The organism is Burkholderia arboris, from assembly GCF_038723655.1.
Lineage (GTDB): Bacteria > Pseudomonadota > Gammaproteobacteria > Burkholderiales > Burkholderiaceae > Burkholderia > Burkholderia arboris.
The window spans coordinates 1,019,833-1,040,985 of the sequence record NZ_CP109822.1 but is presented as its reverse complement, the minus strand read 5'-3'; the positions used below and the strand labels follow the sequence as shown (position 1 = coordinate 1,040,985).

Here is a 21,153-nt window from a genome sequence, read left to right as displayed (position 1 = left end):
TGCACGCGCAAAGGTGAGCCGGCAACCTTCACCTTTCCGGACCACCATGCCCACACTCGAAGTTTTCCTGCCGGCCGGCCATGACGACGCGCGCAAGGCCGAGCTGATCGCCACGCTGACCGATGCGACCGTCGACGCGATCGGCGCACCGGTCGAATCCGTTCGCGTGCTGCTCAGCGAACTGCCCGCGACGCATATCGGCCTCGGCGGCCGCAGTGCTGCGGACGGCGCGCCGCCGTCGTTGCCGGTGATCGTCGCGATCCTGATCGCCGGCCGCACCGACGCACAGAAACGCGCGCTGATCGCCGCGCTGTCCGGTGCGGGCGCGAACGTGCTCGACGCACCGCTGCAGGCGACACGCGTGATCATCAAGGACATTCCGAACACCGACTTCGGCATCGGCGGCCAGACCGCGCGGGCGCTGGGGCGCTGATCGTGCGCCGCGCGTCGCCGCCCGGCCGTGACGCGACGCAGCGGTTACGCGTGCGTGCCGGCGAGCGGCAGCGTCACGCGGCAGTCGAGCCCGCCGCCGTCGGCCGGGCTCGCGGCGATCCGCCCGCCGTGGCGCGTGACGATGCTCTTGCACAGCGACAACCCGATCCCGTTGCCGCCGGCCTTCGACGACGAGAAACCGTCGAACAGCCGGTCGTGCGCATCTTCCGCAATACCCGGACCGTTATCGATCGCACGCAGTTCGGCATGCCCGGCCACGTTCGCCGTACCGAGCGTCAGCGTGCGCGGCATGCGCTCGCAACTGGCGAACGCCTCGATCGCATTGAATGCGAGATTCAGGATCACCTGCCCGATCAGCACGCGCTCGCAGCGGATCGGCAGCGGCATGCCGGCCTGCACGATCGCGACCGTCACGCCGGCTTCCTTCGCGCGCAGCTCGATGAAGTACGCGACGTCCGCGAGGATGTCGCGCAGGTCGGCGACCGCGACGGCCGGCTCGCGCTTCACGATGAACTCGCGCACGCTCTTGATGATCAGCGCCGCATGCTCGGCCTGCCGGTCTGCGCTGCGCAGCCCCCAGATCGCGTCGTCGACGGCGCCGTTGCCGTTCAGCCGCCGCACCGCACCCTCGATGAAATTGCGCACGGCCGCGAGCGGCTGGCTCAGCTCGTGCGCGATCACGCTCGCCATCTCGCCCATCGCGTTGTAGCGACCCGCGTGTTCGAGCAGGCGCGCTTCGGCGCGGCGCGCGTCCTCGATCGCGACTTCGTCGCTCACGTCGCGGAACTGCACGAGCAGCCCGTCGAGATCGCCTTCGATCTCGACCTGCCGGCACAGGATGCGCAGCCAGCACGACGAGCCGTCGCGCCGCACGATCCGGTAGCGCTGCGGCGCGGACGGGTACGCCGACGGCGCATCGCGCAGTTGTGCGACAAGGCGGTCGCGATCGGCCTCGGAGCAGTAGTCGAGCACCTCGCCGAGCGCTTCGTCGGCCGCAAGCCCGAGCACGCGGCGCCCCGACTCGCTGATGAACTGCACGCCGCCGTGCGGCGTCACGACCGCGATGCCTTCGTCGAGATCCTGCATGAATTCGCGCAGCCGCGCCTCGTAGCGGCGCAATTGCTGGCGGACCGCCTCTTCCGCGCTGATGTCGCGGAACTGCACCATCACGACGTCGTGCCCGCGCAGCGGCACGTAGGTCGCGGTGGCCTCGGACAGCATGTCGACGCCCGTACGCGATCGATAGCACCACTCGTACACCTGCGGCCCGTCGACGAGTGCGCGATCCCATGCGCTCACCGCGATCTCGCGCCGGTACTTCGGTTCGGGGCGCGTCATGTCCGGCGCCTTCAGCGGCAGCAATTCCTCGACGGAAAAGCCGAGCGCGATGCACGCGGCGCGATTCGCCCACACGATCGCCTTCGTCTGCGCGTCGTGCAGCAGCACGCAGGTCGTCAGCGCGTCGAGCAGCCGGTGGAAATCGTCTTCGTCGGGGAAACTCATGATCGGATTCGGGTGAAGGCGCGCAGCGTCGCGCAGCCGGAAACCCAACATAGCACCGGCGCGCGCCGATCGCATCTGAAGATTTCTTTAGGCCGGCACGGAACGTCACCAGTCGCGCGGCCCAACGCACCAATTGCTGCGTGTTTTCGGCGTTTCTAGACTGGTTGCATCGTCGTGCTGCCTGTCCGCAACCCGCACGGCACGCATGCCGCCCCGCATCCGAACCCTTATTCGCCCAGGAGACAACCATGCCGCAAGCCGCCCTCGCCATCGAACCCGCGCCGTCATCGCCGCCCGTGGCAGGCAGCGAGGCCGAGCAGTTGTCGCCGCTCGACGCGGCGATCGAAACCGTCGCCGCGCGCCGCGAAGAATTCGACCGCCTGTCACACGTGCCGCGCGACGTGATCGCGCTGTTCAGGCAGGCCGGCATCTATCGCGCGGGCACGCCGCGCCGCTTCGGCGGCGACGCGCTCGCGCCGACCGCGTTCCTCGACATGATCGAGCGGATCGCGACTGCCGACGGCTCGGCCGCGTGGGTCGCGAGCTTCGGCTCCGCGAACGTCTATCTCGCCGCGCTGCCGCTCGAGACCCAGGCCGAGCTGTACGCGAGCGGCCCGGACCAGGTATTCGCGGGCGGCCTGTTCCCGGTGCAGCCGGCGCAGGCCGCGCCGGGCGGCTGGCGCGTGAACGGCACGTGGAAATTCGCGAGCGGCTGCAAGGGTGCCGACTGGCTCGGCGTCGGCATTGCCGTGCCGGGCGCGCAGGATGCCGCGCCGAACAAGCCGCGCACGGCCGTGTTCCGTGCGGCCGATGTCGAGATCGTCGAGAACTGGAGCGTGGTCGGCATGCAGGGTACCGGCAGCCATGACTTGCGCGTGAACGACCGCTTCGTGCCCGAAGCGTGGACCTTCGTGCGCGGCGGCGAGCCGGCCGTCGACGAGCCGCTGTACCGCTACCCGACCGTTGCGTATGCCGCGCAGGTGCTGGCCGTCGTCAATCTCGGCCTCGCGCGCGCCGCGCTCGATGTCGTGAACCGGATGTCCGGCGGCCGGCAGACGACGACCGGCGCGCCGCGTCTCGCCGATCGCGCGTACTACCGCATCGAGCTCGCGAAGGCCGAGGCGCAACTGCGCTCGGCGCGCGCGTTCTTCTACGACGCGACCGACACCGTGTGGCAATCGATCCTCGCCGGCAACCCGGTGACGCCCGAACAGGTCAGCCTGCTGCGGCTCGCCGCGACGCAGATCGCACGCGAAGGCGCGAGCGTCGTCGAACGCGCGTACCGCCTCGGCGGCACGGCGGCGATCTATCGCACGCACCCGCTGCAGCGGCTGCTGCGCGACGCGATGGTCGTCACGCAGCACGCGTTTCTCGGCGAAGGCAACTTCGACGGCGCCGGCGCGGTGTTCACCGGTGTCACGCCGTTTCCCGGCTATCTGTAACCTGCGTCGCCCGAACGATTTTTAACGCGCATGAAGCCCATGCCGAAGCACCGTCGCCGGCCGCTTCATGCGCCCCACCGATTCCTCTGGAGAACCCGATATGTCCGATTCGAATCCGCTGCCGCTGCGCGTCCTGTTCTGCTGCGGCGTGTCGCAGAACTTCTTCGACCTGCCGCGCGAGAAGATCGGCGAAGTGTGGCAGGCGTACGGCGCGATGCTCGCGGCCGTCGAAGCGATGCCCGGCGTGCGCGTGCTCGGCGTGATGGACGACGACCGCCTCGTGGTCGGCCAGGCCGACGGCGCGCCGTGGACGTTCTACATCATGGCCGACGTCGCCGATTTCGACACGACGGTCGCCGTGTGCAACCTGTATCGCACGACGCCCGTCGGCGAATACAACCTGTGGCGCTACGGCAAGATCGAAGCACGCGTCGGCCGCGCGCTGACCGTGCCGCCGGCCGCGAAGCCCGCGGCGTGAGGCGTGCGATGACCGACCTGTCACCGGGCCTGATCGACGCGCTCGCGCAGCGTATGGCCGCACTCGACGCCGAGCGCGCGGTGCGTGCGACGATCACGCGCTACATGGCGCTGTGCGACGTGCCCGAAGACGCGGGCGACGGGCCATCGCTCGCCGAACTGTTCACCGCCGACGCCGTGTGGGAAGGCATCGGCCCGCAGTACGCGCAGAAGTTCGGCCGGCTCGAGGGCACGGCCGCAATCGTCGCGATGCTCGGCCGCTACCTGCCGCCCGATCCGCATTTCTCGGCGAACCTGCATTTTCTGACATCGGAGTCGATCGAGATCGGCGCCGGCAACGCGAGCGCGCGCGGCCGCTGGATCATGCTGCAAGCGTCGCGCTATGCAGACGGGTCGGCCGACCTGATCGCCGCGCGGCTGACCATCGATTTCGCGCCGGCCGCCCACGGCGCTGCGTGGCTGATCCGCCATTTCCGCACCGAGCGCGTACTCGACGGCCCGTGGCCGCTCGCCGCCGCGCCCCGGTCCTGATGCACTCCACCGCTTTCTCACGATACCGACCATGACAGGCTTCATCGACACCTTCACGCTCGGCGGCCCCGGCCCCACGATCGCGATCAAGGACACGATCGACATCGCGGGCCATCCGACCCGCGCCGCAAGCCGCGCGCTCGCCGATGCGCCGCCGGCCGCACAACACGCCGATGTGGTTCGCCTGTTGCTCGACGCCGGCTGGCAGATCGCCGGCAAGGCGAACATGCATGAACTCGCGTTCGGCATGACGGGCATCAACGACTACACGGGCACGCCGGTCAACCCGCAGGACGCCACGCGCATTCCCGGCGGCTCGTCGAGCGGCTCCGCGTCGCTCGTCGGGCTCGGCGCCGTCGATGCGGCGCTCGGCACCGACACGGGCGGCTCGATTCGCGGGCCGGCCGCGTGCTGCGGCGTGGCCGGGCTGAAGCCGACCTTCGGCCGCGTGTCACGGCGCGGCGTCGCGCCCGCCGACACGACGCTCGATTGCGTCGGGCCGTTTGCACGCGATATCCGCACGCTCGCCGCGGTGATGGCCGCCATCGCGCCGGGCTTCGATCGCGCACAGGCTACGGCCGCCGTGGCGGGCTGCACGGTTGCGCAAATCGCGGTCGAAGCCGATCCGGCGATCGCTGCCGCGCTCGATGCGGCCGTCCGCGCGTCGGGCCTGTACTCGCAGCAGGTCACGCTCGACGATATGCCGGCTTCGTTCGCGGCAGGGCTCACCGTCATCAACGCGGAAACGTCGCGCGCGTTCGGCCATCTGGTCGAAACCGGCCAGCTCGGCGTCGATCTCGATGCGCGCCTGCGCACGGCCGCGACGACGACACCTGCGGCACGCGCGGAAGCCGAGGCCATCCGCGCACGCTTCACCGCGCAGGTCGATGCGGCGCTCGAACACGCGGACGTGCTGGTGCTGCCGACGCTGCCCGCGCTGCCGATCACGCTGCGGCAGGCACGCGACGGCGTGTCGGTCATCGCGATGTCGTCGCTGATCCGCCCGTTCAACCTGAGCGGCCATCCGGCGCTCAGCCTGCCGCTGCCGATAGCAGGTTCGCCGCTGAAAGCCGGGCTCCAGATCGTCGGGCGCAAGGGCGCGGACGAACAGGTCTGCGCGGTCGCAGCGCACTTCGAAGCGGCACTCGCCGCCTGAACCACGACGCGGGCGCCGCTTCAACCGGCGTGCGCCCGCAAACCAGGGAATCACGCACCATGTCAGATCGAGTCGTCCTCGTCACCGGCGCCGCGCGCGGGCTCGGCGCCGTCATCGCCGAACGCTTTCACGCAGCCGGCTACCGCGTCGCACTGGCCGATATCGCCGCCGACGCCATTCGCGCGCATGCGCGCGACCTCGACCCGAGCGGCGAACGCGCGATCGCGCTGACGCTCGACGTCACGTCGAAACGCGATTTCGAAGCCGCGCGCGATGCGCTCGTCGCACGCTGGGGCACGATCGACGTGCTCGTCAACAACGCGGGCGCGTCGAAGGTCGTGCCGGCGATGGAGATCACGGCCGAGCAGTTCGACCAGGTGATCGACGTGAACCTGCGCAGCGTGCTGTTCGGCTGCCAGGTGTTCGGCCAGTATTTCGCGGAACGCGGCGCGGGCCGCATCGTCAACATCGCATCGCTCGCCGGCCAGAACGGCGGCTCGGCGACGGGTGCGCACTACGCGGCCGCGAAAGGCGGCACGCTGACGCTGACCAAGGTGTTTGCACGCGATCTCGCCGCGCAGGGCGTGACCGTCAACGCGATCTCGCCGGGCCCGCTCGACCTGCCGATCGTGTACGAAAGCGTCGCGCCGGAAAAACTGCGCCAGGTGCTGGCAAGCCTGCCGGGCGGCAAGCTCGGGTCGGCCGCATTCGTGGCGGATGCAGCCGTATTGCTCGCGTCGGGCGACGCGCACTTCGCGAACGGCGCGTGCTGGGACATCAACGGCGGGTTGTACATGCGCTGAGCGGCGGTATGCGCCGATTGCGCGGTGCCGACCGGTGCCGCGCGCGACGCATATGGGCGCGCTATCGAAAAAACTAAGAATGCCTACCTTACCTTCCCGGATCCACGTTGCCTCCGTGGCATAGAACTCGAATTCCATCTCTGCTCCCGTTGCATCAGCACACGCTCGCCGCCCTCGGCAAGCGCTAACGCGCGGACCTTGATCTTGCCTCTACTTTTGTGCGTCCTTCATGCCGTGGGCATCAGGATGCGACCGTAGGTGATGGCGGTGAGCGGTTGACGTTTTCACCGACCACCGAAGTGGCCCCAAGCACGGTAACGACGCCATCCGCAGACATCTTCAATGCCAGGTTGTGGCCCTCGATGAATAGACCAAGTCCGTTGCGCAAATGCAGGTAACTCATCACCGCGCCGACCACAAAATGCACGATATGCGAGATGGTTTCGAGCGTCTCCACCATTTACTGGCGCATGACTTGACTCAAATCACGGATCTCCACCCGACCGATTTCTCGGATGTTCCCGCTCATGCTGCCCGACTCAAACACGAGCACCTGCAGGCTATTCAGACCTTCGAACACGGAGTTGCCCTCCGGAAATCTGATACGCAGAAAGCTGGCGCCGCCGGTGTGGTCGTCCTTCGGGCCGTCGGCACCAGACTGCGTCATTCCCACCGATGGCTTATCATCGTTTTTCATTGCGACTCCTTGCCTGCATCACCGTTGGGCGATTCGTCATTCTTCGAGAGACTTCGATCACGGCAAGGCAATCTCTTGCCATGACTGCGTTGCCGGCGGCAGTCACTCCACCGTCCAGCCCTCTTCGCCTTCGATCAGGGTACCGCCATGGCTCGTGGTGTCGCCCTGGCGCGCCACGGGTTGCCCCTCGATGCTGGTGCCAGGCGAGCCGGATTCGATGACGGCGCCGCAACTGATGCGATCAGTCACACGCGCTACGGCACGACCGCCAACGGTGGCAGACGATGCGCCGCTCACGACGGTGCCCTCACCGTGGATGGGACAGCTGTGTCGATGACCGACAAGTACGACAGGGCGCATATCAAGCTCCTTTTGATGTGGACTACGACTGACTCTCTTCACGCTTACTGGCGAACAGGCGAATACCAGCAAAGATGCCGATCGCCAAAGCCGACTACGTTAGGTCGATCATCGACTTCATGGGTCGTCGCTTTGGGGCTGCAGCTATTCATGCCAGCGCACTCCTGAACAGAGTGAGTCGGCCGCTTGGAGACCGATGGGGTGATGGTGGATTCCAATCAGGATGACCGCGTTGTCTCATCCCGCGCAGCACGTTGACGCTCACTGCGTCAGTGCTTCCGCCGGTGGTGGGGCGCTGCGCACGTTGAAGAGACGGCATACCACGTACCAGCACAGGGCGGAGAACAGGTTGTAGGGGAACAGAATCAGCCACATCGGCAGCAGCCAGTTCTTCTTACCCTGTCGCTCGCCCGGCTCGCCGGTACGCCATGGCGCGTAGTGGCACCACGCTTCGGCCGGGGTGAGGCAGATGCGGTGCAGTGGCACGTACCACCAGTTGGGTTCGCCCGGCGGCGGCAACTGGTCGGGGCCCTTCTCCATGAACTGGCAGATGTACTCCCACACTTGGGCGATGTAGCGCGGGTCCGGGTCGTTGGGTGCATTGCTGTCGACCCACAGAACAATTCGTTCCTGCTCGTCACCGGGCGCTGGCCGCGGGCCGAAGGCCAACGCGAAATTCGTGCTGAAGGAGCGACCACCGAACTCGTTACGCACGAATTCGGCACCTTCGGTCTGTGCCCAGTCGAATACGATCAGGGTCTTGTTGCGCTGGTAGTAGACCTTGCGCGTCTTGCGGTTAAAGTAGAAGTTGGATAGCCGCTTGATGAAGAATATTCGGCACCACGTTAGAGCGGCGAAGAAACTTAGAAATACGGCCGAGCCTACGATGTACGTCCAGATTAAGAGATCGAAGCCAGGTAATTGAGGTGAATTTATTGGCAATTGAAAAAACATATAAACCAGAAATACGAACATAATGGTATTACCTGCCGTATACATCTTCCCCATGAACACCGAGTCCGCTACCCATGCGTTACGCAGACACAAGACATTCCGATCAACACTGACCAACTGATCGCGGATGGCCGGCGCCACACTGGTTCGCGCTTGTCGGGAAAATCGCCATGTCATCGCCATCGGTTCAACGCTCCAAGGCTTCTGCCGGCGGCGGTGCGCTGCGCACGTTGAACACACGGCACACCACGTACCAGCACAAGGCGGAGAACAGGTTGTAGGGGAACAGGATCAGCCACATGGGCAACAGCCAGTTCTTCTTACCCTGCCGCTCGCCCGGCTCACCTGTGAGCCATGGCGCGTAGTGGCGCCAGGCTTCGGCCGGTGTCAAGCAGATGCGGTGCAGCGGCACATACCACCAGTTGGGTTCGCCGGGCAGCGGTAGCTGATCAGGGCCCTTCTCCATGAACTGGCAGATGTATTCCCACACCTGGGCGATGTAGCGCGGGTCCGGGTCGTTGGGTGCATTGCTGTCGACCCACAGAACAATTCGTTCCTGCTCGTCACCGGGCGCTGGCCGCGGGCCGAAGGCCAACGCGAAATTCGTGCTGAAGGAGCGACCACCGAACTCGTTACGCACAAATTCAGCACCTTCGGTCTGTGCCCAGTCGAATACGATCAGGGTCTTGTTGCGCTGGTAGTAGACCTTGCGCGTCTTGCGGTTAAAGTAGAAGTTGGATAGCCGCTTGATAAAGAATATGCGGTACCCAGACAGCAAGATTGCAAATAAACCAAATCCAATGGTGCAAGCCAAAATGGTCCAGAAAAGTACCCCGAACCTTTCTCGCCCTATTAGCAACCAGCACAAATAACCGAACATCGGAATGTTAAGGGATGCATACATTTTAGATGTGAATACTGAATCTGCCGCCCACGGATTCCGCAAACACAGCACATCTCGGTCAACGCTGACCAACTGATCGCGGATGGCCGGCGCCACACTGGTTCGCGCTTGTCGGGAAAATCGCCATGTCATCGCCATCGGTTCAACGCTCCAAGGCTTCTGCCGGCGGCGGTGCGCTGCGCACGTTGAAGAGACGACATACCACGTACCAGCACAGGGCGGAGAACAGGTTGTAGGGGAACAGAATCAGCCACATCGGCAGCAGCCGGTTCTTCTTACCCTGTCGCTCGCCCGGCTCGCCGGTACGCCATGGCGCGTAGTGGCACCACGCTTCGGCCGGGGTGAGGCAGATGCGGTGCAGTGGCACGTACCACCAGTTGGGTTCGTCCGGCGGCGGCAACTGGTCGGGGCCCTTCTCCATGAACTGGCAGATGTACTCCCACACCTGGGCGATGTAGCGCGGGTCCGGGTCGTTGGGTGCATTGCTGTCGACCCACAGAACAATTCGTTCCTGCTCGTCACCGGGCGCTGGCCGCGGGCCGAAGGCCAACGCGAAATTCGTGCTGAAGGAGCGACCACCGAACTCGTTACGTACAAATTCGGCACCTTCGGTCTGTGCCCAGTCGAATACGATCTGGGTCTTGTTGCGCTGGTAGTAGACCTTGCGCGTCTTGCGGTTAAAGTAGAAGTTGGATAGCCGCTTGATGAATAAGATGCGAAACCAAACAAAAATACCAATTAAGGCAGGAAATATCATGAATATCGAGTAAAGCAACAACAGGAAGGCATTAACTCGTTCCTCACGAAAAACCAAGAATGTGGTGACAAAAACAAAAACAAGTGTCATGGAGATATACATCTTGGCCGTAAACACCGAGTCTGCCGCCGTCGGATTCCTCAGACAGAGAACATTCCGTTCAACGCTGACCAACTGATCGCGAATAGCCGGTGGCACGCCGGTTCGCTGCTGATGAAAAAATCGCCACTCCATCGACATCGGTTCATCGCTCCAATTGAAATTGCTCTTTTGCCTGCGCGCTTTCATCCAGACCTTGATTGGGTTTGTAGTCGATGGTCAAGGCCATCCGGTCGACCTCCCTCACTTCCTTTTTGTAATGCAGGACCAAGCCGCTGGGTGTGTCGTAACAAGTCGGGTTACCAGCCACGCCGCTGTTACCTTGCTCCAACCTATCGGACCAATGGCTTTGCCCCATGACGTAGCCACGCAGCAGGACTGTGAATTCCACGGTGGTCGTAGTTGGCGGCACCTGGTTTGTTGCGATCCTGCCCCAGTTCGGGTAAGACCACTGCAACAGGTTGCGGTGCCAGGTACTGTCGATACCCTTGAGCCCAATGTTCTCGGCATCCTTCTGGGTCAGCAGCACAGGGGCGAAATAGGCGGTGTACCAAGCCTTGATTTCTTCCGCGACGCCACCGGAAAACGGCAGTAATTGCCCATTGGCGTCCAGCGTGCGTTTTTCACCATCGTTCTTGTGCGTGCCGAAGGTGCCGCGTGCTGCCCAGAGTTCGAGGGGGCTGTGGCGACGCGCATCTGCCAGGGAGTGGAGCCAAACCCCACCGGCGAGAACGACTGCCCCCGCCAGCACAATCGCAACTGCGGCCCAGCCAGCAACCGGCACCACGGCCGTCGGAGCCGCAATTGCCAAGCCGCCTTCAAGGATTGCCGCAGAACCAATTGCAACAAACGTCCCCCCTGCGAACGTCAATCCTGCTGCCGCGAGGTCCCCATGCTGGGCCTGACGAACTGTCTTTCCTGCATCAGACGCAAACCCCGCTAACATCGCCGGATACCCCAACAGCCGACTAAACAGCTTGCTGGTCACGAAATTTGTAACGCCGTTGCCAAATGCCATGCCGGGCGCGCTGACGGAATAGCGTAGCGCGAGGATCTTATAGCCGGAGCGCGCGCTGACGCCTACGGACACCAGCGCACCGCTCACGCCCAGGACGGCGGAAGCGAAACCCGCCGCGTATTCGAAGGACGGATCATCGCGCAGTTGCGCGTAAACAGCCTTGAGGGCAATAACGTTGAAGCAGAGCATGGCGACGTTCACGCCACCACCGGCGGCCGTGGTCCTCAGCGACGCCAGGTTTGGGCGTACCCGCTTGATTAACGTCTCCTCTACCGTGACAGTGCGGCTGCCCTTGACTCGCACTCGCTTGACCTCTTCGAAGTCGGCCATGCCGGACTTCACGAACTTGTCCACCTCTTTGCTGAGGGGATCTTCGAGCGGCTTCGACTTGGTGATGCCATAGCGTGCAGCAAGCAGGCCCAGGGCCTTCTCGGCATTGGCTTCGCCAGCGGCGGCCAACACCTGCTGACGCAGGTTGCGGCTGGCGTCCCAGCGGGTCTTGCCCTGCAGGCGCTTGAGCGTCACGGTGGTCACCACTTCGGCAGTGAGATCGGTGATGCCAGCGGCAGCCGGGAAGCGCCCTGCCAAATCTTCGATGACGTAGTTGGCGCCGCTCAGGAGCACGCCGACCGCATCGGCCTTGTCCTTGAGCGGGTTGTAAGGGGCAAGCGCAAGATAGAGGGGACTGTCGCGCTGGTCTAGCCAAGCGCTCAACCGCCTGAAGCGCGCATCCTGGTCATCTGTACCCGGCAGAGGCTGGCTCATGGGATGGAGCATCAGGGCCAAGGTGATTTCCAGACCCAGGGCGGACGACTTCTCGTCACGGTCGTAGGCGGCCAAAGCGGCCGCCAAGCTGGCGGGCTCGTCGCGGTGGCGTGGTTCTGCGGTAGCCAGCCATTGGTCGTGGTCGTCGCAGGCTTCGAGCGCGGTGCCCAGGTGCGTGCGCAATACCTTTTCGCGCTCGTCGCGTTGGGCCACGAATGCGAAGTACCGTGTGGTATCGATGCGATCGTCCAGGCGATGGCCGCTGGGCGATACGCCCTTGTCGGTGAGCACCTGGTAACGCAGTTCAGCGGGCGTCGCCCGGCGCTTGCCACCCACCTGCTTGCTTTGATGCTCCTCGCGCAGCTTGACCAAGTCGTCCAGCTTGGGCTTGTTGGCGGGGTACATGGCCCGAAGCGTTTGCTCCAGCAGCGAGGCGATCAGGTCCTTTTCGTGGAAGTCCTTGCTTTGTGCACTGAGTTTTTCCACATCCAGGCGGAAGCAGGCGGGCACGCTGGGCGCTTGGGGCTGATCCTTGCCCTGCCCCGTGGCGCCTTGGGGCTGCTGCGTCGGCAGAATGTCGTGCAGTTGATGCTGATAGGCGGCGACGGACAACCCAAGATCCAGACTGGTACCCTCGGCGTCGTTGAGCGCGACCACCACGGGCACCCGCGGCTGGGTGAAGCGATAGTGCTGTCCCTGCGCCACGAAGGTGCTGATGGGCAGATCGTCCTTGCTGGCGTGGCTGCTCCAGTTCAGGTCGCGGCGCTTGCTCTTGAGCTTGCAGTCTTCCACCCACTCGCTCAGCGCGCTGGCGGGCAGCACATGTGGCTGGCGCGAAGGTGACTTCTGTCCCGAGGTGAGTTCGGCCATGTCCAGTCGGCGCATGTGGCGCTGGCGCACGGCCAGGTTAGACGCGATCTTGGTGGTCATGGCGTTGGTCCACAGGTGCGGGCTGTAGCTGATCCAGACTTCTTCGGCGGTGTCCTGGCAGGTGTCGGCCCAGACCCAACCCATGCTGTCGCCGGTTTTGTAGCGGTCCTTGCGGTGGTACTGCTCGAGGCTGCGGTACTTGAGTTCCTTGTAGTGCCCTTCGCCATCGTATTCGTGGATGACCAGTTGTTCGCCCTTCGCCCCTTTCATGAACACATAGACGTAGCCCGGCCGCAGGGCACGCAAGGTGTATGCCGAGCGTTTGAGCGGCTTGAATTCCTTTTCCAGGGTGAAACCGGCATCGGCATAGCGATAGAGCGGCTCTTTGTCGTTGCGCGGCACAACGGCATAGCGAATCGGCAGGATGGGCACCCGCGAGCTGCACGAAGGGGCCGAGGACGAACCGCCGGCAGTGGGCTTAGTCACGAGAGGACTCCCTGATGTTCGTCAAGGCGGTGAGCTGGCGCACCCGCGCCTGCGGGGATTCGGTGAGGTCGTTGAGGATGGCGACGGCTTGTCTGTCTTGGAGCAACCAGGGATGGCGCGCCATCAGGTCGACGTAACGTGTCGCCACCTCGTCGTCGCTGATGTAGAGCTGGGCACCGACCTCCAGCAGTTGGGCTACCCATTGTCGGATATCGCCAAGGGAGCGATGCACGTGCTGCTGCAGCGCCTGGACGTCGTAGCTGCGGCTGAGCAGGAAGTGCTCGCGGGTGTTTGCATCGAAGCGGGCCCATTCGTGCGACCGCAAGGTGAACGGCGCGTCGTTGCCATCACGGCTGGGCGCGGCCGTGCGATCCAGGCGCATCCATGCCTGGACCGGCCCCCAGTGGGTACGCCATAACAGACTGGTCATGGGACCGAGCCATACGTTGCGCTGATCCTCGTCGAGGGCATCAAGCCACGCTAAAAGGTGGTGAGGCTGGATGTCGAGATTCGCCTGACTTTGGTCCGGCAAGTCTATCTGCACGAGGCTGCTGAGATGGGTGGCGAGTGTATCCAGATCGGCTTCGGCGCCGATGACCACGGCACCGCCAATGGGCGCCCATTCCGACAGCGCGTGCTGCATCAGCGCGGGCTGAGCGGTCGCATCCACCAACAAGGGGCCCTGGTCGTAGATATCGTCGAGCGAACCGCGCTGCCAAAGCCAGGCGCGATGCGGAAACGGGTCCCATGCCTGGACCAGATCCAGTGCACCGGGTGCGTAGGCCGGCTGCCACTCCCCCTCCTGCGGAGGTGGGCGGTAGACCGAGTTCTGCAAGGGCACGGTCATCAGCAGAAGATGGCGGCAGGCGCTATCGGGCAATGCATCGGCAGGAAGGTCTTGGAGCTGCCATGTGAGCAACGGCGACACAGGTAGATCGATCATTTCGCTCGACCTCCCAAACACGTGCAATCGGCGAGTGGGCAGGTGCCATCCGGGCGACGGCCGCACTGCCGATCAAGTGGCTTGCCGGCCGCCGGTGCGCTCGTGATGGCGAAGGGATTACTCGCTCCCCCGGTCTGCTGAGTGATCGGCCCCTTGGTACGAATCGTCACGCCTTCCAGCGTGATCCCGCCGCCATCGATGCGCACGGTGCCACCTGGGCCTTTGACTTCGAGAACCTCGGCGGCCCGGATTTCATAGATCTTGGTGCGTTGGCGAATGGCCTGCCCCGCCTCCAGTTCGGCACGCCCTTGCACGCGCTGCGTCTGATGCCCGCCGATGTCCACCGTGTGATCGGCAGCCGTCGTGTCGCGGCGGTGGTTGCCGACCTCTTCGATGCGGTCCTTGCCGGTGTGGATGGTGTGGTTGCGTCCGATGCCCAGGAAGTCGTCCTGCCCGATGTCGTGGCGACGGTCCTGACCGATGGTGACTTGCTCATCGTGGCCCACGGTTTCTTTGCGATCGTTGCCGATGGTGATCGTTTCGTCGTGCTCGACCTGCTCGCTGCGGTCGTTGCCCACGAAGGTGGTTTCGTCGTGGTTGACGTGGATGTTCTGATCGCGCTGCGCGTGGACGTAGATCTCCTCCTGACCCGCCTCGTCCTCGAAGCGCAGTTCGTTGTAGCCCTCGCCCTTGTGCGTCTGACTCTTGATCGTCATCCGCGTCTTGTGCCGCGGCAGTTCGTACGGCGGCAACTGCAGGCGGTTGTATGCCCGCCCGATGATGAGAGGCTGGTCCGGATCGCCATCCAGGTTGACCACGATGACTTCCTGCCCGATGCGCGGGATGGCCATGTGCCCCCACGTCGCGCCAGCCCAGTTCTGCGCAACCTGGATCCAGCACGAGCTGTGCTCGTCGTGCTTGCCCTCGCGATCCCATGGGAACTGCACCTTCACCCGGCCGAATTCGTCGGTGTAGATCTCTTCGCCTTCGGGGCCCACCACGGTCGCCGGCTGCGGGCCGTCGATGCGCGGGCGCGGCAGTGGCTCAGCGCGCCACTCGGCATCGTCCGGCACCAGCACCGCGTTGTAGCGATATTGCGTGCCTTGCTGCGCATCGGCGCTCTCCTCTGCCTGACTCGTGTATTGCTTACCGTGATGGACGATGCTGACCGGACGCCAGCCTCGATTCATGTCCTCGCGCGGGTGACCAGTGAGGTCGAAGGCGAAGCCCGACTGCAGGCGCGCATCGTCGCCGCTGACCAGCGCGATACGCGCGTCGCGGCGGTGGCCGCGCAGGCGGTCTTGCGTGAAAGCCTTGCCGCTGGGTTCATGCTTATAACGCCCCGGGTAGTCGTAGCGGGCGTAGCCGCGGCCTTGGTGACCGAGATCGGTGCCCTCACGCGGGTACTCGTGCGGGTAGCGCGGGCTCTTGAAGGTGTAGTCGCGCTGCACCTGGCGCGCGGTGCGCACATTCTCCGTATAGGCAAACGTGCGCAAGCTGGGCTGCGGACGGTCACCACCGGGCGTCGGGTTGTACAGCACCGGCTCGCCTTGCTGGCGACCGTAGATAAAGAGGCGGTCGCAGTGAATCAGCCGGTGACCGTCGGCCTTGTGCTGGAAGGCGTAGAAGAAGCCCTCTTCGCGCAAGATGCGTTCGATGAAGTCGTAGTCGGTATCGCCCGCCTGCACGCAATACTCGCGCGCGAGGTGCTCGGCGGTCACGCGCTGCTCGTAGTCCAGCGTCTGGCTATGCGCTTTGAGCACGGCCGTCGCTATGTCAGGCACGCTCAACGTCTGGAAGATGCGCCAGTCTGACGAGAGCTTCAGGCGCGCCAGGCGCGGCTCGATCACGGCAGAATAGCGAGTGCGTCGAAACCCTGTATCGCCTTGCACGAAACTCGACACCGCACCGTGCACGTAACGCACTGGCACGCCACTCTGCCAGATCGTGAGCAGGCCATTGCGGTCGAGCACCTGGCCGAAGTCGATAGCGGGATTCGCGCTGGCCAGTTCCACCTCCAGGTGGAAGGTCTCGGACAAGCCTTCGCGCAACGTGAATTCGACGACCTCAAACGGTTCGTCTCCAGCAGTAAAAGTAAAGCGCAGGTCGGATTGCGTGGGCATAGTTAAGCTCCCTGCCAAGACAAGCCTATCTCGTCATGCGTCGACGGATAGGCGGTGGCGAGTGAACGTCCACCGCACAAACCAGCTCGGCACCGCCGCCAACCCGGCTCATCGCAGGGAGCACCGATGGATTTCCTACCTTTCCCTGCGGAACAACTGTTCGTATTCGCGATATAGGAACACTCTTCTTTTTCCGTGCGATTTGTGCTCATCGTCTTGCGGGTCAGTCGGCACGCTGTTCCATCTGGACACGTTCAGTAGAGCGATCCTCCAGTCCGTCTCGCGTCAGTGAGCAACGCGATCGCTATCCTTCGAGAGTTGTCGATGGCGCCTGGCAGCGCGTGTTGGACGTCAACTAGCGATGGTCAGCCACTGCGACACTCGCGTCTATGGGACGAATCTGAAAATTGATTGCCATACGAAACGAGCGCCGTCCAACGGAACATGATCCTGAAGGGTCGATTTCCGATGCGTTTGCACGCGCTGATGAGCCTGGGCTGAAGCGGGCCGGGCCAGCGATTGACTGCCAATGAGCGGCAGGCTAATCGGGATGGTTGATGATCTATGGATGATCATCGATTTGAATGAAACAAGAATTCGCACCATCGAACAGGTGCGCGGCATACTCGACGGAACCGAGACGCTGGAATTTGTGCCCGCAACCGATGCCCGCGCGCGCTGGTCGTGGATCGCCTCGGTGCCGGGCCGGCTGCACTATCGCCGGCTCAAGCGCGCCAATCGCGGGCTGGTGTTGCACTACCTGCGCCGCTTCAGCGGTTTCAGTCGCGCGCACGTGAACCGGATGGTGCTGCGCTGGCTGAGCCGCGAGCAGCTGGTTCGGCCCCAAGGCGCGCCGTCGAACGCCTTTGCACGGCGTTATACCGACGCTGATCTGGATGCGCCGGCCGAAGTCGCGCGAGTACGGCAGGCTTTCGGGGCCGGCCATTGCGGCCGTGCTGCGGCGCATGTATCAGGTCTATGGCGACGAGCGCTGTGCGGCTGCAGCACTTGTCCTCGTCGCATCGGTACAACCTGCGCCGCGCGCCTGCCTACCTGGCTCGCCATAGGGTTCACCCCAAGATGCGCAGTGAGTACAAGGCCGCAGCAATCGCCGTGCGGCGGGCGCCTACACAGGCGAACCGCCCGGGCTTCATCGGCATCGACAGCCTGCATCAAGACAACCTGCATGGCCGGCGCGGTGTCTACGACATCAACGCGGTGGACTGCGTTACGCACTGGGAGATCTCCGTCGAACTTCACTGCGCCATCGACCTGCTCTCCATTGACGCGGAACGCCTCCGTCGTTTCTAGGCGAGAGAGACGGGACAACTCGGCGAGGATGCGTTCCAGCGCGTAACCACGCTGCTGTCGTCATGTTTTATTGGCGAGCAGGCCGAGATACTCGCCACGTAGTTGTTCCAATGAAACGGTAGGCTGCTGACGGACTGCCTCCTGGGCGGTCCGTCGTTCGCGATCAGCTTTGATCTTGGCGTCACGAATCTCCTGCAGCTACCGCAGGTGTTCGAGATTTCGCATCGCCGCAGATCGATCCAACTTATGGAGGTTATCGAAGTAGTAGGGGTCGAAATGCGACCAGGTCAAAAGCGATTGCAGAATCGCGCGAAACGGACCGAGACCGTTGTCTGGTCGTACTGCTAGCTAGCGGTCGCGTGCATGCCGACCGCTATCGCGACGACTCCCCGCCGTCGCCCCACACGACCATCACGTCGCGCACGAGCGCGGCGATCGACGTCGCGCCGAGCTTCTCCTTGATGCTCGCGCGATGCACGTCGACGGTCTTCACGCTGATCGACAGGTCCGACGCGATCTGCTTGCTGCCCTTGCCGTCCACGACGCCGCGCAGCACTTCCTTCTCGCGCGCCGTCAGCGCATCGAGCCGCTGGCGCAGCTCGCGGTGGCGCTGGCTCACCGCATGCCGCTGCTGTGCGAGCCGCAGCGCGCGCTGCACCCGTTCGAGCATCTGCTGCGAGTTGTACGGCTTCTCGACGAAATCGATCGCACCGTTCTGCAGCGCGCGCACCGACATCGGAATGTCGCCGTGCCCGCTGACGAAGATCACCGGCAGCGTCGCACCGCGTGCATTCAGTTCGGCCTGCACGTCGAAGCCGCTTTTCTCCGGCATCCGCACGTCGAGCACGAGGCACGCGGGCAGGTTCACGTCGAAGCGTGCGAGAAAATCGGCGGCGTTCGCGAACCCTTCGGACGCGATGCCGACCGATTCGAGCAACCACGCGAGCGACGTGCGCATGCCGCTGTCATCGTCGACGATGTATACGATCGGTGCGGGTGACGTCGTCATCGCGGGTGTCTCGCTGAATATCGGTATGGGTATCGCACGCGCTGCGCGAGAGGCCGGTGTCCGGCGTGCCGCGTGCGTCGTTCGCTGGGGGTGTGCGGCACATCATAACGAGCCGAAAACCCGCTGGAAACCCCTTCACGTGCCGCACGAACGCGTAATCGCGGTTTTTTTCGGGCGATGCGGCGCGCATCTAGGTAGAACCTTTAGACACGTTGGCGAGAATGCCATCTTCATCGTCAATCGTGCGAATGGTCGGCCGCATTTTCGCGACGTACGCTTGGGTCATCGTCGGCGATCCGGCGCTGCTCCGGCAGCGCTGCGCGATCGCCGCTTTCGTCCAATCAGGAGCGCCCATGTCTTCCACCACCGATATCCATCGACCGGCGCGCGTCGAACCGACCGACGCGCAGAAGGCCTTCCGCCAGGCGATGGCCCACCTCGGCGCGGCCGTCAACGTGATTACCACCGCCGGGCCGCACGGCCGCTGCGGAATCACCGCGAGCGCCGTGTGCTCGGTCACCGATACGCCGCCGACGCTGCTCGTGTGCATGAACCGGTCGAGCGCGATGCACGCGACCTTCGAACGCAACCGCCATGTCTGCATCAACGTGCTGCCGGCCGAGCACGAACTGCTCGCACGGCACTTCGCAGGGCTCACCGACCTGCCGATGGAGCGGCGCTTCGATCTGCCCGTATGGGATCAGGGTGAGCAGGACGTGCCCGTGCTGCGCGACGCGCTCGCGAGCCTGCAGGGCACGATCGCCGAGATGAAGGAAGTCGGCTCGCATTCGGTGATGTTCATCGAGGCGACGTCGATCCGCGTGCGCGACGACGGCGACAGCCTCATCTACTTCAGCCGCGCGTTTCATCGCGTATCGCGCACGGCATGCGTGCGGTGACGTTCGCGTGATCAAGCGGGCGGGCGCAAGGCGCGCTGCCCGGCCGCAAGCGCCGCGCCCGCAAACAGCGTCAGCGCCGAATACACGAGCCCGCGCGCGAGCCCCGCGCTGTCCGACACCCAGCCGATCGCGACCGGCCCGGCGATCTGGCCGAATGCAAACACCGTGGTGAACGCGCTGATCCCTTTCGCCCAGCCGTCGGGCGGCAGGTTGTGCCGCACGAAGGCCGTCGTCGAGGCCACCGCCGACAGGAACGTCGCTCCGAACAGCACGCCCGATGCAAACGCGGCGGCCGGATGCACGAACATCGCGGGCATCAACGTCGCGATGCCGAGCAGCGCATTGAGCACGGCAAGCGCCTGGCCGCCGCGCATCCGGTCGAGCAGCCCCGACCACAACCGCGCCGACACGACGGTCGCGACACCGAGCATCACGTAGAACGCCGCGACCACCGTGCCGCTCATGCCCGCGCCGCGCAGCAGCGCGACGATGAACGTCATGTAGCCGATGTAGCCGACACCGAACAGGCCGTAGCCGGCCAGCGCGAGCGCGAAACGGGCCGGGCTCGCGGTCGCGGCCGGCGGCGTGCCGTCGCGCGGCCTGGCCGGTGCCGCATGCCCTTGCTCGATGCGGCGCGCGGCCGACACGGCCACCACCGAAAACAGCACGCATGCGACCGCAAGCGCGAACCATGCCGGCTGCCAGCCGTGCACGCCGTGCGTGAGCGTGGCCGGCACGAGCAGCGACGACGCGACGATGCCCCACCCCGTGCCGCCGTAGTAGAGGCCGAGCAGCAGCCCCGCATCGCGCGGCGATGCCGACGCAAGCCGCGCGGCCAGCACGCCGCCGCTGATGAAGATCAGCGCGCTGCCGACACCCGTTGCCAGCCGCTGCACGAGCAGCACGTGCATGCCCGACGCGAGCCCGCACGCGGCCATCAGCACCGCGGTCAGCGCGCAGCCGGCCGCCAGCAGCGTGCCCGTGCGCCAGCGCCGCGACAGCGACGGAAACGCGAGCGCGCCGATCAGGTATCCGGCCGCGTTCGCGGTGTTCAGCGCGCCGGCCTGCGCGAATGTCCAGCCGAGATCGGCCTTCATCGGCGGCAGCAGCAACGCATACGAAAAGCGCGCGAGGCCGAGCGCGATCGCGCTGCCGAGCGACAGGCAGATCGCGAGCCGCCACGCGGCCACGCGGTCGGGGTCGGTTGCGCCGGCGTCCGGCCGCGAGGGGCCGGCGTGTTCCGGTTGCGGCGCTGCGCGCATCGGGTTGTCTCCATCGTTGTCATGCCGTCCTGATGACGGCGCGCGCGGCTTCAGCCGTCGCGCAAGATCGTCAGATGGTGCCAGAAAACCGGGGGCGCCGCCGCACGCGGGCCGGCGTGCGATGGGCGCGCGCGGTCCTCTTTTTCGAATCACGCGATTCGAAATAATCGGCGTCATTGCATGTCATATTGGAAAAATTCACCGAATGGTTTTAAACGGTATCGATCCCGATAATTGAAAAATCAGGTCGGCTCCGTTATTCGATTTATCGGCGGATTTTCTGCATCGACCACGAAGAAACGCCCGTGTTTAGCACGTCCCGGCTAAAAAC

General features: G+C 64.6%; 21 protein-coding genes and 1 pseudogene. 8 read left to right on the top strand and 14 right to left on the bottom strand.

Annotated elements, in window-relative coordinates:
* Window positions 1-46 precede the first annotated feature (46 nt).
* Entirely contained in the window at window positions 47-433 is a 387-nt protein-coding gene (locus OHZ10_RS22015; protein ID WP_059237544.1) for a tautomerase family protein, read from the top strand.
* A gap of 44 nt (window positions 434-477) precedes the next feature.
* Here the strand turns inward: OHZ10_RS22015 and OHZ10_RS22010 are convergent, their stop codons facing one another.
* Window positions 478-2,031: a sensor histidine kinase gene (locus OHZ10_RS22010; protein WP_342705789.1), complete on the bottom strand. Its 1,554-nt coding sequence runs from the start codon at window positions 2,029-2,031 to the stop codon at window positions 478-480.
* A gap of 173 nt (window positions 2,032-2,204) precedes the next feature.
* Here OHZ10_RS22010 and OHZ10_RS22005 point away from each other — a divergent pair, with 173 nt between their 5' ends.
* From OHZ10_RS22005 to OHZ10_RS21985, 5 genes are all read left to right on the top strand, one after another.
* Complete coding sequence (locus tag OHZ10_RS22005) at window positions 2,205-3,398, top strand: acyl-CoA dehydrogenase family protein (RefSeq protein ID WP_059237546.1); 1,194 nt, start codon at window positions 2,205-2,207, stop codon at window positions 3,396-3,398.
* A 100-nt stretch (window positions 3,399-3,498) separates the two neighbouring features.
* Entirely contained in the window at window positions 3,499-3,876 is a 378-nt protein-coding gene (locus OHZ10_RS22000; protein ID WP_011356094.1) for a hypothetical protein, read from the top strand.
* 8 nt (window positions 3,877-3,884) lie between these two features.
* Window positions 3,885-4,406 carry a nuclear transport factor 2 family protein gene (locus tag OHZ10_RS21995; protein ID WP_059237547.1) on the top strand — a complete coding sequence of 174 codons (522 nt, stop codon included), beginning with the start codon at window positions 3,885-3,887 and terminating at the stop codon, window positions 4,404-4,406.
* Between the two features lie 31 nt (window positions 4,407-4,437).
* Window positions 4,438-5,562 carry an amidase gene (locus OHZ10_RS21990; RefSeq protein WP_342705788.1) on the top strand — a complete coding sequence of 375 codons (1,125 nt, stop codon included), beginning with the start codon at window positions 4,438-4,440 and terminating at the stop codon, window positions 5,560-5,562.
* A gap of 59 nt (window positions 5,563-5,621) precedes the next feature.
* Window positions 5,622-6,365 (top strand): SDR family NAD(P)-dependent oxidoreductase, encoded by a 744-nt coding sequence (locus tag OHZ10_RS21985; protein WP_342705787.1) that lies wholly within the window; start codon window positions 5,622-5,624, stop codon window positions 6,363-6,365.
* A gap of 241 nt (window positions 6,366-6,606) precedes the next feature.
* On the opposite strand, the gene OHZ10_RS21980 is transcribed toward OHZ10_RS21985, so the two are convergent.
* From OHZ10_RS21980 to OHZ10_RS21930, 11 genes and pseudogenes are all read right to left on the bottom strand, one after another.
* The gene (locus OHZ10_RS21980; RefSeq protein WP_342705786.1) at window positions 6,607-6,825 is read right to left on the bottom strand and encodes a hypothetical protein; all 219 of its coding nucleotides are present in this window, start codon (window positions 6,823-6,825) and stop codon (window positions 6,607-6,609) included.
* Window positions 6,826-7,062 (bottom strand): hypothetical protein, encoded by a 237-nt coding sequence (locus tag OHZ10_RS21975; RefSeq protein WP_342705785.1) that lies wholly within the window; start codon window positions 7,060-7,062, stop codon window positions 6,826-6,828. It lies immediately after the preceding gene.
* A 102-nt stretch (window positions 7,063-7,164) separates the two neighbouring features.
* A complete protein-coding gene (locus OHZ10_RS21970) occupies window positions 7,165-7,311 on the bottom strand; it encodes a PAAR domain-containing protein (RefSeq protein WP_230950461.1) in 147 nt (48 codons plus the stop codon).
* Window positions 7,312-7,365: 54 nt separating this feature from the next.
* A pseudogene (locus OHZ10_RS21965) lies at window positions 7,366-7,422 on the bottom strand (PAAR domain-containing protein); the annotation flags it as partial.
* Between the two features lie 261 nt (window positions 7,423-7,683).
* Entirely contained in the window at window positions 7,684-8,559 is an 876-nt protein-coding gene (locus OHZ10_RS21960) for a DUF6708 domain-containing protein (protein WP_342705784.1), read from the bottom strand.
* Window positions 8,560-8,563: 4 nt separating this feature from the next.
* Window positions 8,564-9,418: a DUF6708 domain-containing protein gene (locus OHZ10_RS21955; protein WP_342705783.1), complete on the bottom strand. Its 855-nt coding sequence runs from the start codon at window positions 9,416-9,418 to the stop codon at window positions 8,564-8,566.
* Between the two features lie 4 nt (window positions 9,419-9,422).
* On the bottom strand, window positions 9,423-10,325 hold the full coding sequence (locus OHZ10_RS21950) for a DUF6708 domain-containing protein (protein WP_342705782.1): 903 nt from the start codon (window positions 10,323-10,325) through the stop codon (window positions 9,423-9,425).
* The gene (locus OHZ10_RS21945; protein ID WP_342705781.1) at window positions 10,282-13,275 is read right to left on the bottom strand and encodes a T6SS effector BTH_I2691 family protein; all 2,994 of its coding nucleotides are present in this window, start codon (window positions 13,273-13,275) and stop codon (window positions 10,282-10,284) included. The genes OHZ10_RS21950 and OHZ10_RS21945 overlap by 44 nt, the downstream gene beginning before the upstream one ends.
* A complete protein-coding gene (locus tag OHZ10_RS21940; RefSeq protein WP_342705780.1) occupies window positions 13,268-14,218 on the bottom strand; it encodes a DUF4123 domain-containing protein in 951 nt (316 codons plus the stop codon). The genes OHZ10_RS21945 and OHZ10_RS21940 overlap by 8 nt, the downstream gene beginning before the upstream one ends.
* Window positions 14,215-16,341, bottom strand: a complete 2,127-nt coding sequence (locus tag OHZ10_RS21935) for a type VI secretion system Vgr family protein (RefSeq protein ID WP_342705779.1) — start codon at window positions 16,339-16,341, stop codon at window positions 14,215-14,217. The genes OHZ10_RS21940 and OHZ10_RS21935 overlap by 4 nt, the downstream gene beginning before the upstream one ends.
* 562 nt (window positions 16,342-16,903) lie before the next feature.
* Entirely contained in the window at window positions 16,904-17,308 is a 405-nt protein-coding gene (locus tag OHZ10_RS21930) for a hypothetical protein (protein WP_155627218.1), read from the bottom strand.
* 11 nt (window positions 17,309-17,319) lie between these two features.
* Between OHZ10_RS21930 and OHZ10_RS21925 the strand changes: the two genes are divergently transcribed.
* Window positions 17,320-17,652 (top strand): hypothetical protein, encoded by a 333-nt coding sequence (locus tag OHZ10_RS21925; protein ID WP_059237557.1) that lies wholly within the window; start codon window positions 17,320-17,322, stop codon window positions 17,650-17,652.
* 373 nt (window positions 17,653-18,025) lie between these two features.
* Here OHZ10_RS21925 and OHZ10_RS21920 read toward each other — a convergent pair whose 3' ends face one another.
* Window positions 18,026-18,661, bottom strand: a complete 636-nt coding sequence (locus OHZ10_RS21920) for a response regulator transcription factor (protein ID WP_174992842.1) — start codon at window positions 18,659-18,661, stop codon at window positions 18,026-18,028.
* Between the two features lie 353 nt (window positions 18,662-19,014).
* On the opposite strand from OHZ10_RS21920, the gene hpaC reads away from it, so the two are divergent.
* Window positions 19,015-19,560 (top strand): 4-hydroxyphenylacetate 3-monooxygenase, reductase component, encoded by a 546-nt coding sequence (hpaC, locus tag OHZ10_RS21915; RefSeq protein WP_059240803.1) that lies wholly within the window; start codon window positions 19,015-19,017, stop codon window positions 19,558-19,560.
* An 11-nt stretch (window positions 19,561-19,571) separates the two neighbouring features.
* Here hpaC and OHZ10_RS21910 read toward each other — a convergent pair whose 3' ends face one another.
* Window positions 19,572-20,822 (bottom strand): YbfB/YjiJ family MFS transporter, encoded by a 1,251-nt coding sequence (locus OHZ10_RS21910; protein WP_059237559.1) that lies wholly within the window; start codon window positions 20,820-20,822, stop codon window positions 19,572-19,574.
* Window positions 20,823-21,153: the final 331 nt, after the last annotated feature.

What these genes read in the sequence shown, in the direction of transcription:
- OHZ10_RS22015 (WP_059237544.1), top strand. Translation starts at nt 47, where the DNA reads ATGCCCACACTCGAAGTTTTCCTGCCGGCCGGCCATGACGACGCGCGC.
- OHZ10_RS22010 (WP_342705789.1), bottom strand. Translation starts at nt 2,031, where the DNA reads ATGCGATCGGCGCGCGCCGGTGCTATGTTGGGTTTCCGGCTGCGCGAC.
- OHZ10_RS22005 (WP_059237546.1), top strand. Translation starts at nt 2,205, where the DNA reads ATGCCGCAAGCCGCCCTCGCCATCGAACCCGCGCCGTCATCGCCGCCC.
- OHZ10_RS22000 (WP_011356094.1), top strand. Translation starts at nt 3,499, where the DNA reads ATGTCCGATTCGAATCCGCTGCCGCTGCGCGTCCTGTTCTGCTGCGGC.
- OHZ10_RS21995 (WP_059237547.1), top strand. Translation starts at nt 3,885, where the DNA reads ATGACCGACCTGTCACCGGGCCTGATCGACGCGCTCGCGCAGCGTATG.
- OHZ10_RS21990 (WP_342705788.1), top strand. Translation starts at nt 4,438, where the DNA reads ATGACAGGCTTCATCGACACCTTCACGCTCGGCGGCCCCGGCCCCACG.
- OHZ10_RS21985 (WP_342705787.1), top strand. Translation starts at nt 5,622, where the DNA reads ATGTCAGATCGAGTCGTCCTCGTCACCGGCGCCGCGCGCGGGCTCGGC.
- OHZ10_RS21980 (WP_342705786.1), bottom strand. Translation starts at nt 6,825, where the DNA reads ATGGTGGAGACGCTCGAAACCATCTCGCATATCGTGCATTTTGTGGTC.
- OHZ10_RS21975 (WP_342705785.1), bottom strand. Translation starts at nt 7,062, where the DNA reads ATGAAAAACGATGATAAGCCATCGGTGGGAATGACGCAGTCTGGTGCC.
- OHZ10_RS21960 (WP_342705784.1), bottom strand. Translation starts at nt 8,559, where the DNA reads ATGGCGATGACATGGCGATTTTCCCGACAAGCGCGAACCAGTGTGGCG.
- OHZ10_RS21955 (WP_342705783.1), bottom strand. Translation starts at nt 9,418, where the DNA reads ATGGCGATGACATGGCGATTTTCCCGACAAGCGCGAACCAGTGTGGCG.
- OHZ10_RS21950 (WP_342705782.1), bottom strand. Translation starts at nt 10,325, where the DNA reads ATGAAAGCGCGCAGGCAAAAGAGCAATTTCAATTGGAGCGATGAACCG.
- OHZ10_RS21940 (WP_342705780.1), bottom strand. Translation starts at nt 14,218, where the DNA reads ATGATCGATCTACCTGTGTCGCCGTTGCTCACATGGCAGCTCCAAGAC.
- OHZ10_RS21935 (WP_342705779.1), bottom strand. Translation starts at nt 16,341, where the DNA reads ATGCCCACGCAATCCGACCTGCGCTTTACTTTTACTGCTGGAGACGAA.
- OHZ10_RS21930 (WP_155627218.1), bottom strand. Translation starts at nt 17,308, where the DNA reads ATGCGCCGCAGCACGGCCGCAATGGCCGGCCCCGAAAGCCTGCCGTAC.
- OHZ10_RS21925 (WP_059237557.1), top strand. Translation starts at nt 17,320, where the DNA reads ATGGCGACGAGCGCTGTGCGGCTGCAGCACTTGTCCTCGTCGCATCGG.
- OHZ10_RS21920 (WP_174992842.1), bottom strand. Translation starts at nt 18,661, where the DNA reads ATGACGACGTCACCCGCACCGATCGTATACATCGTCGACGATGACAGC.
- hpaC (WP_059240803.1), top strand. Translation starts at nt 19,015, where the DNA reads ATGTCTTCCACCACCGATATCCATCGACCGGCGCGCGTCGAACCGACC.
- OHZ10_RS21910 (WP_059237559.1), bottom strand. Translation starts at nt 20,822, where the DNA reads ATGCGCGCAGCGCCGCAACCGGAACACGCCGGCCCCTCGCGGCCGGAC.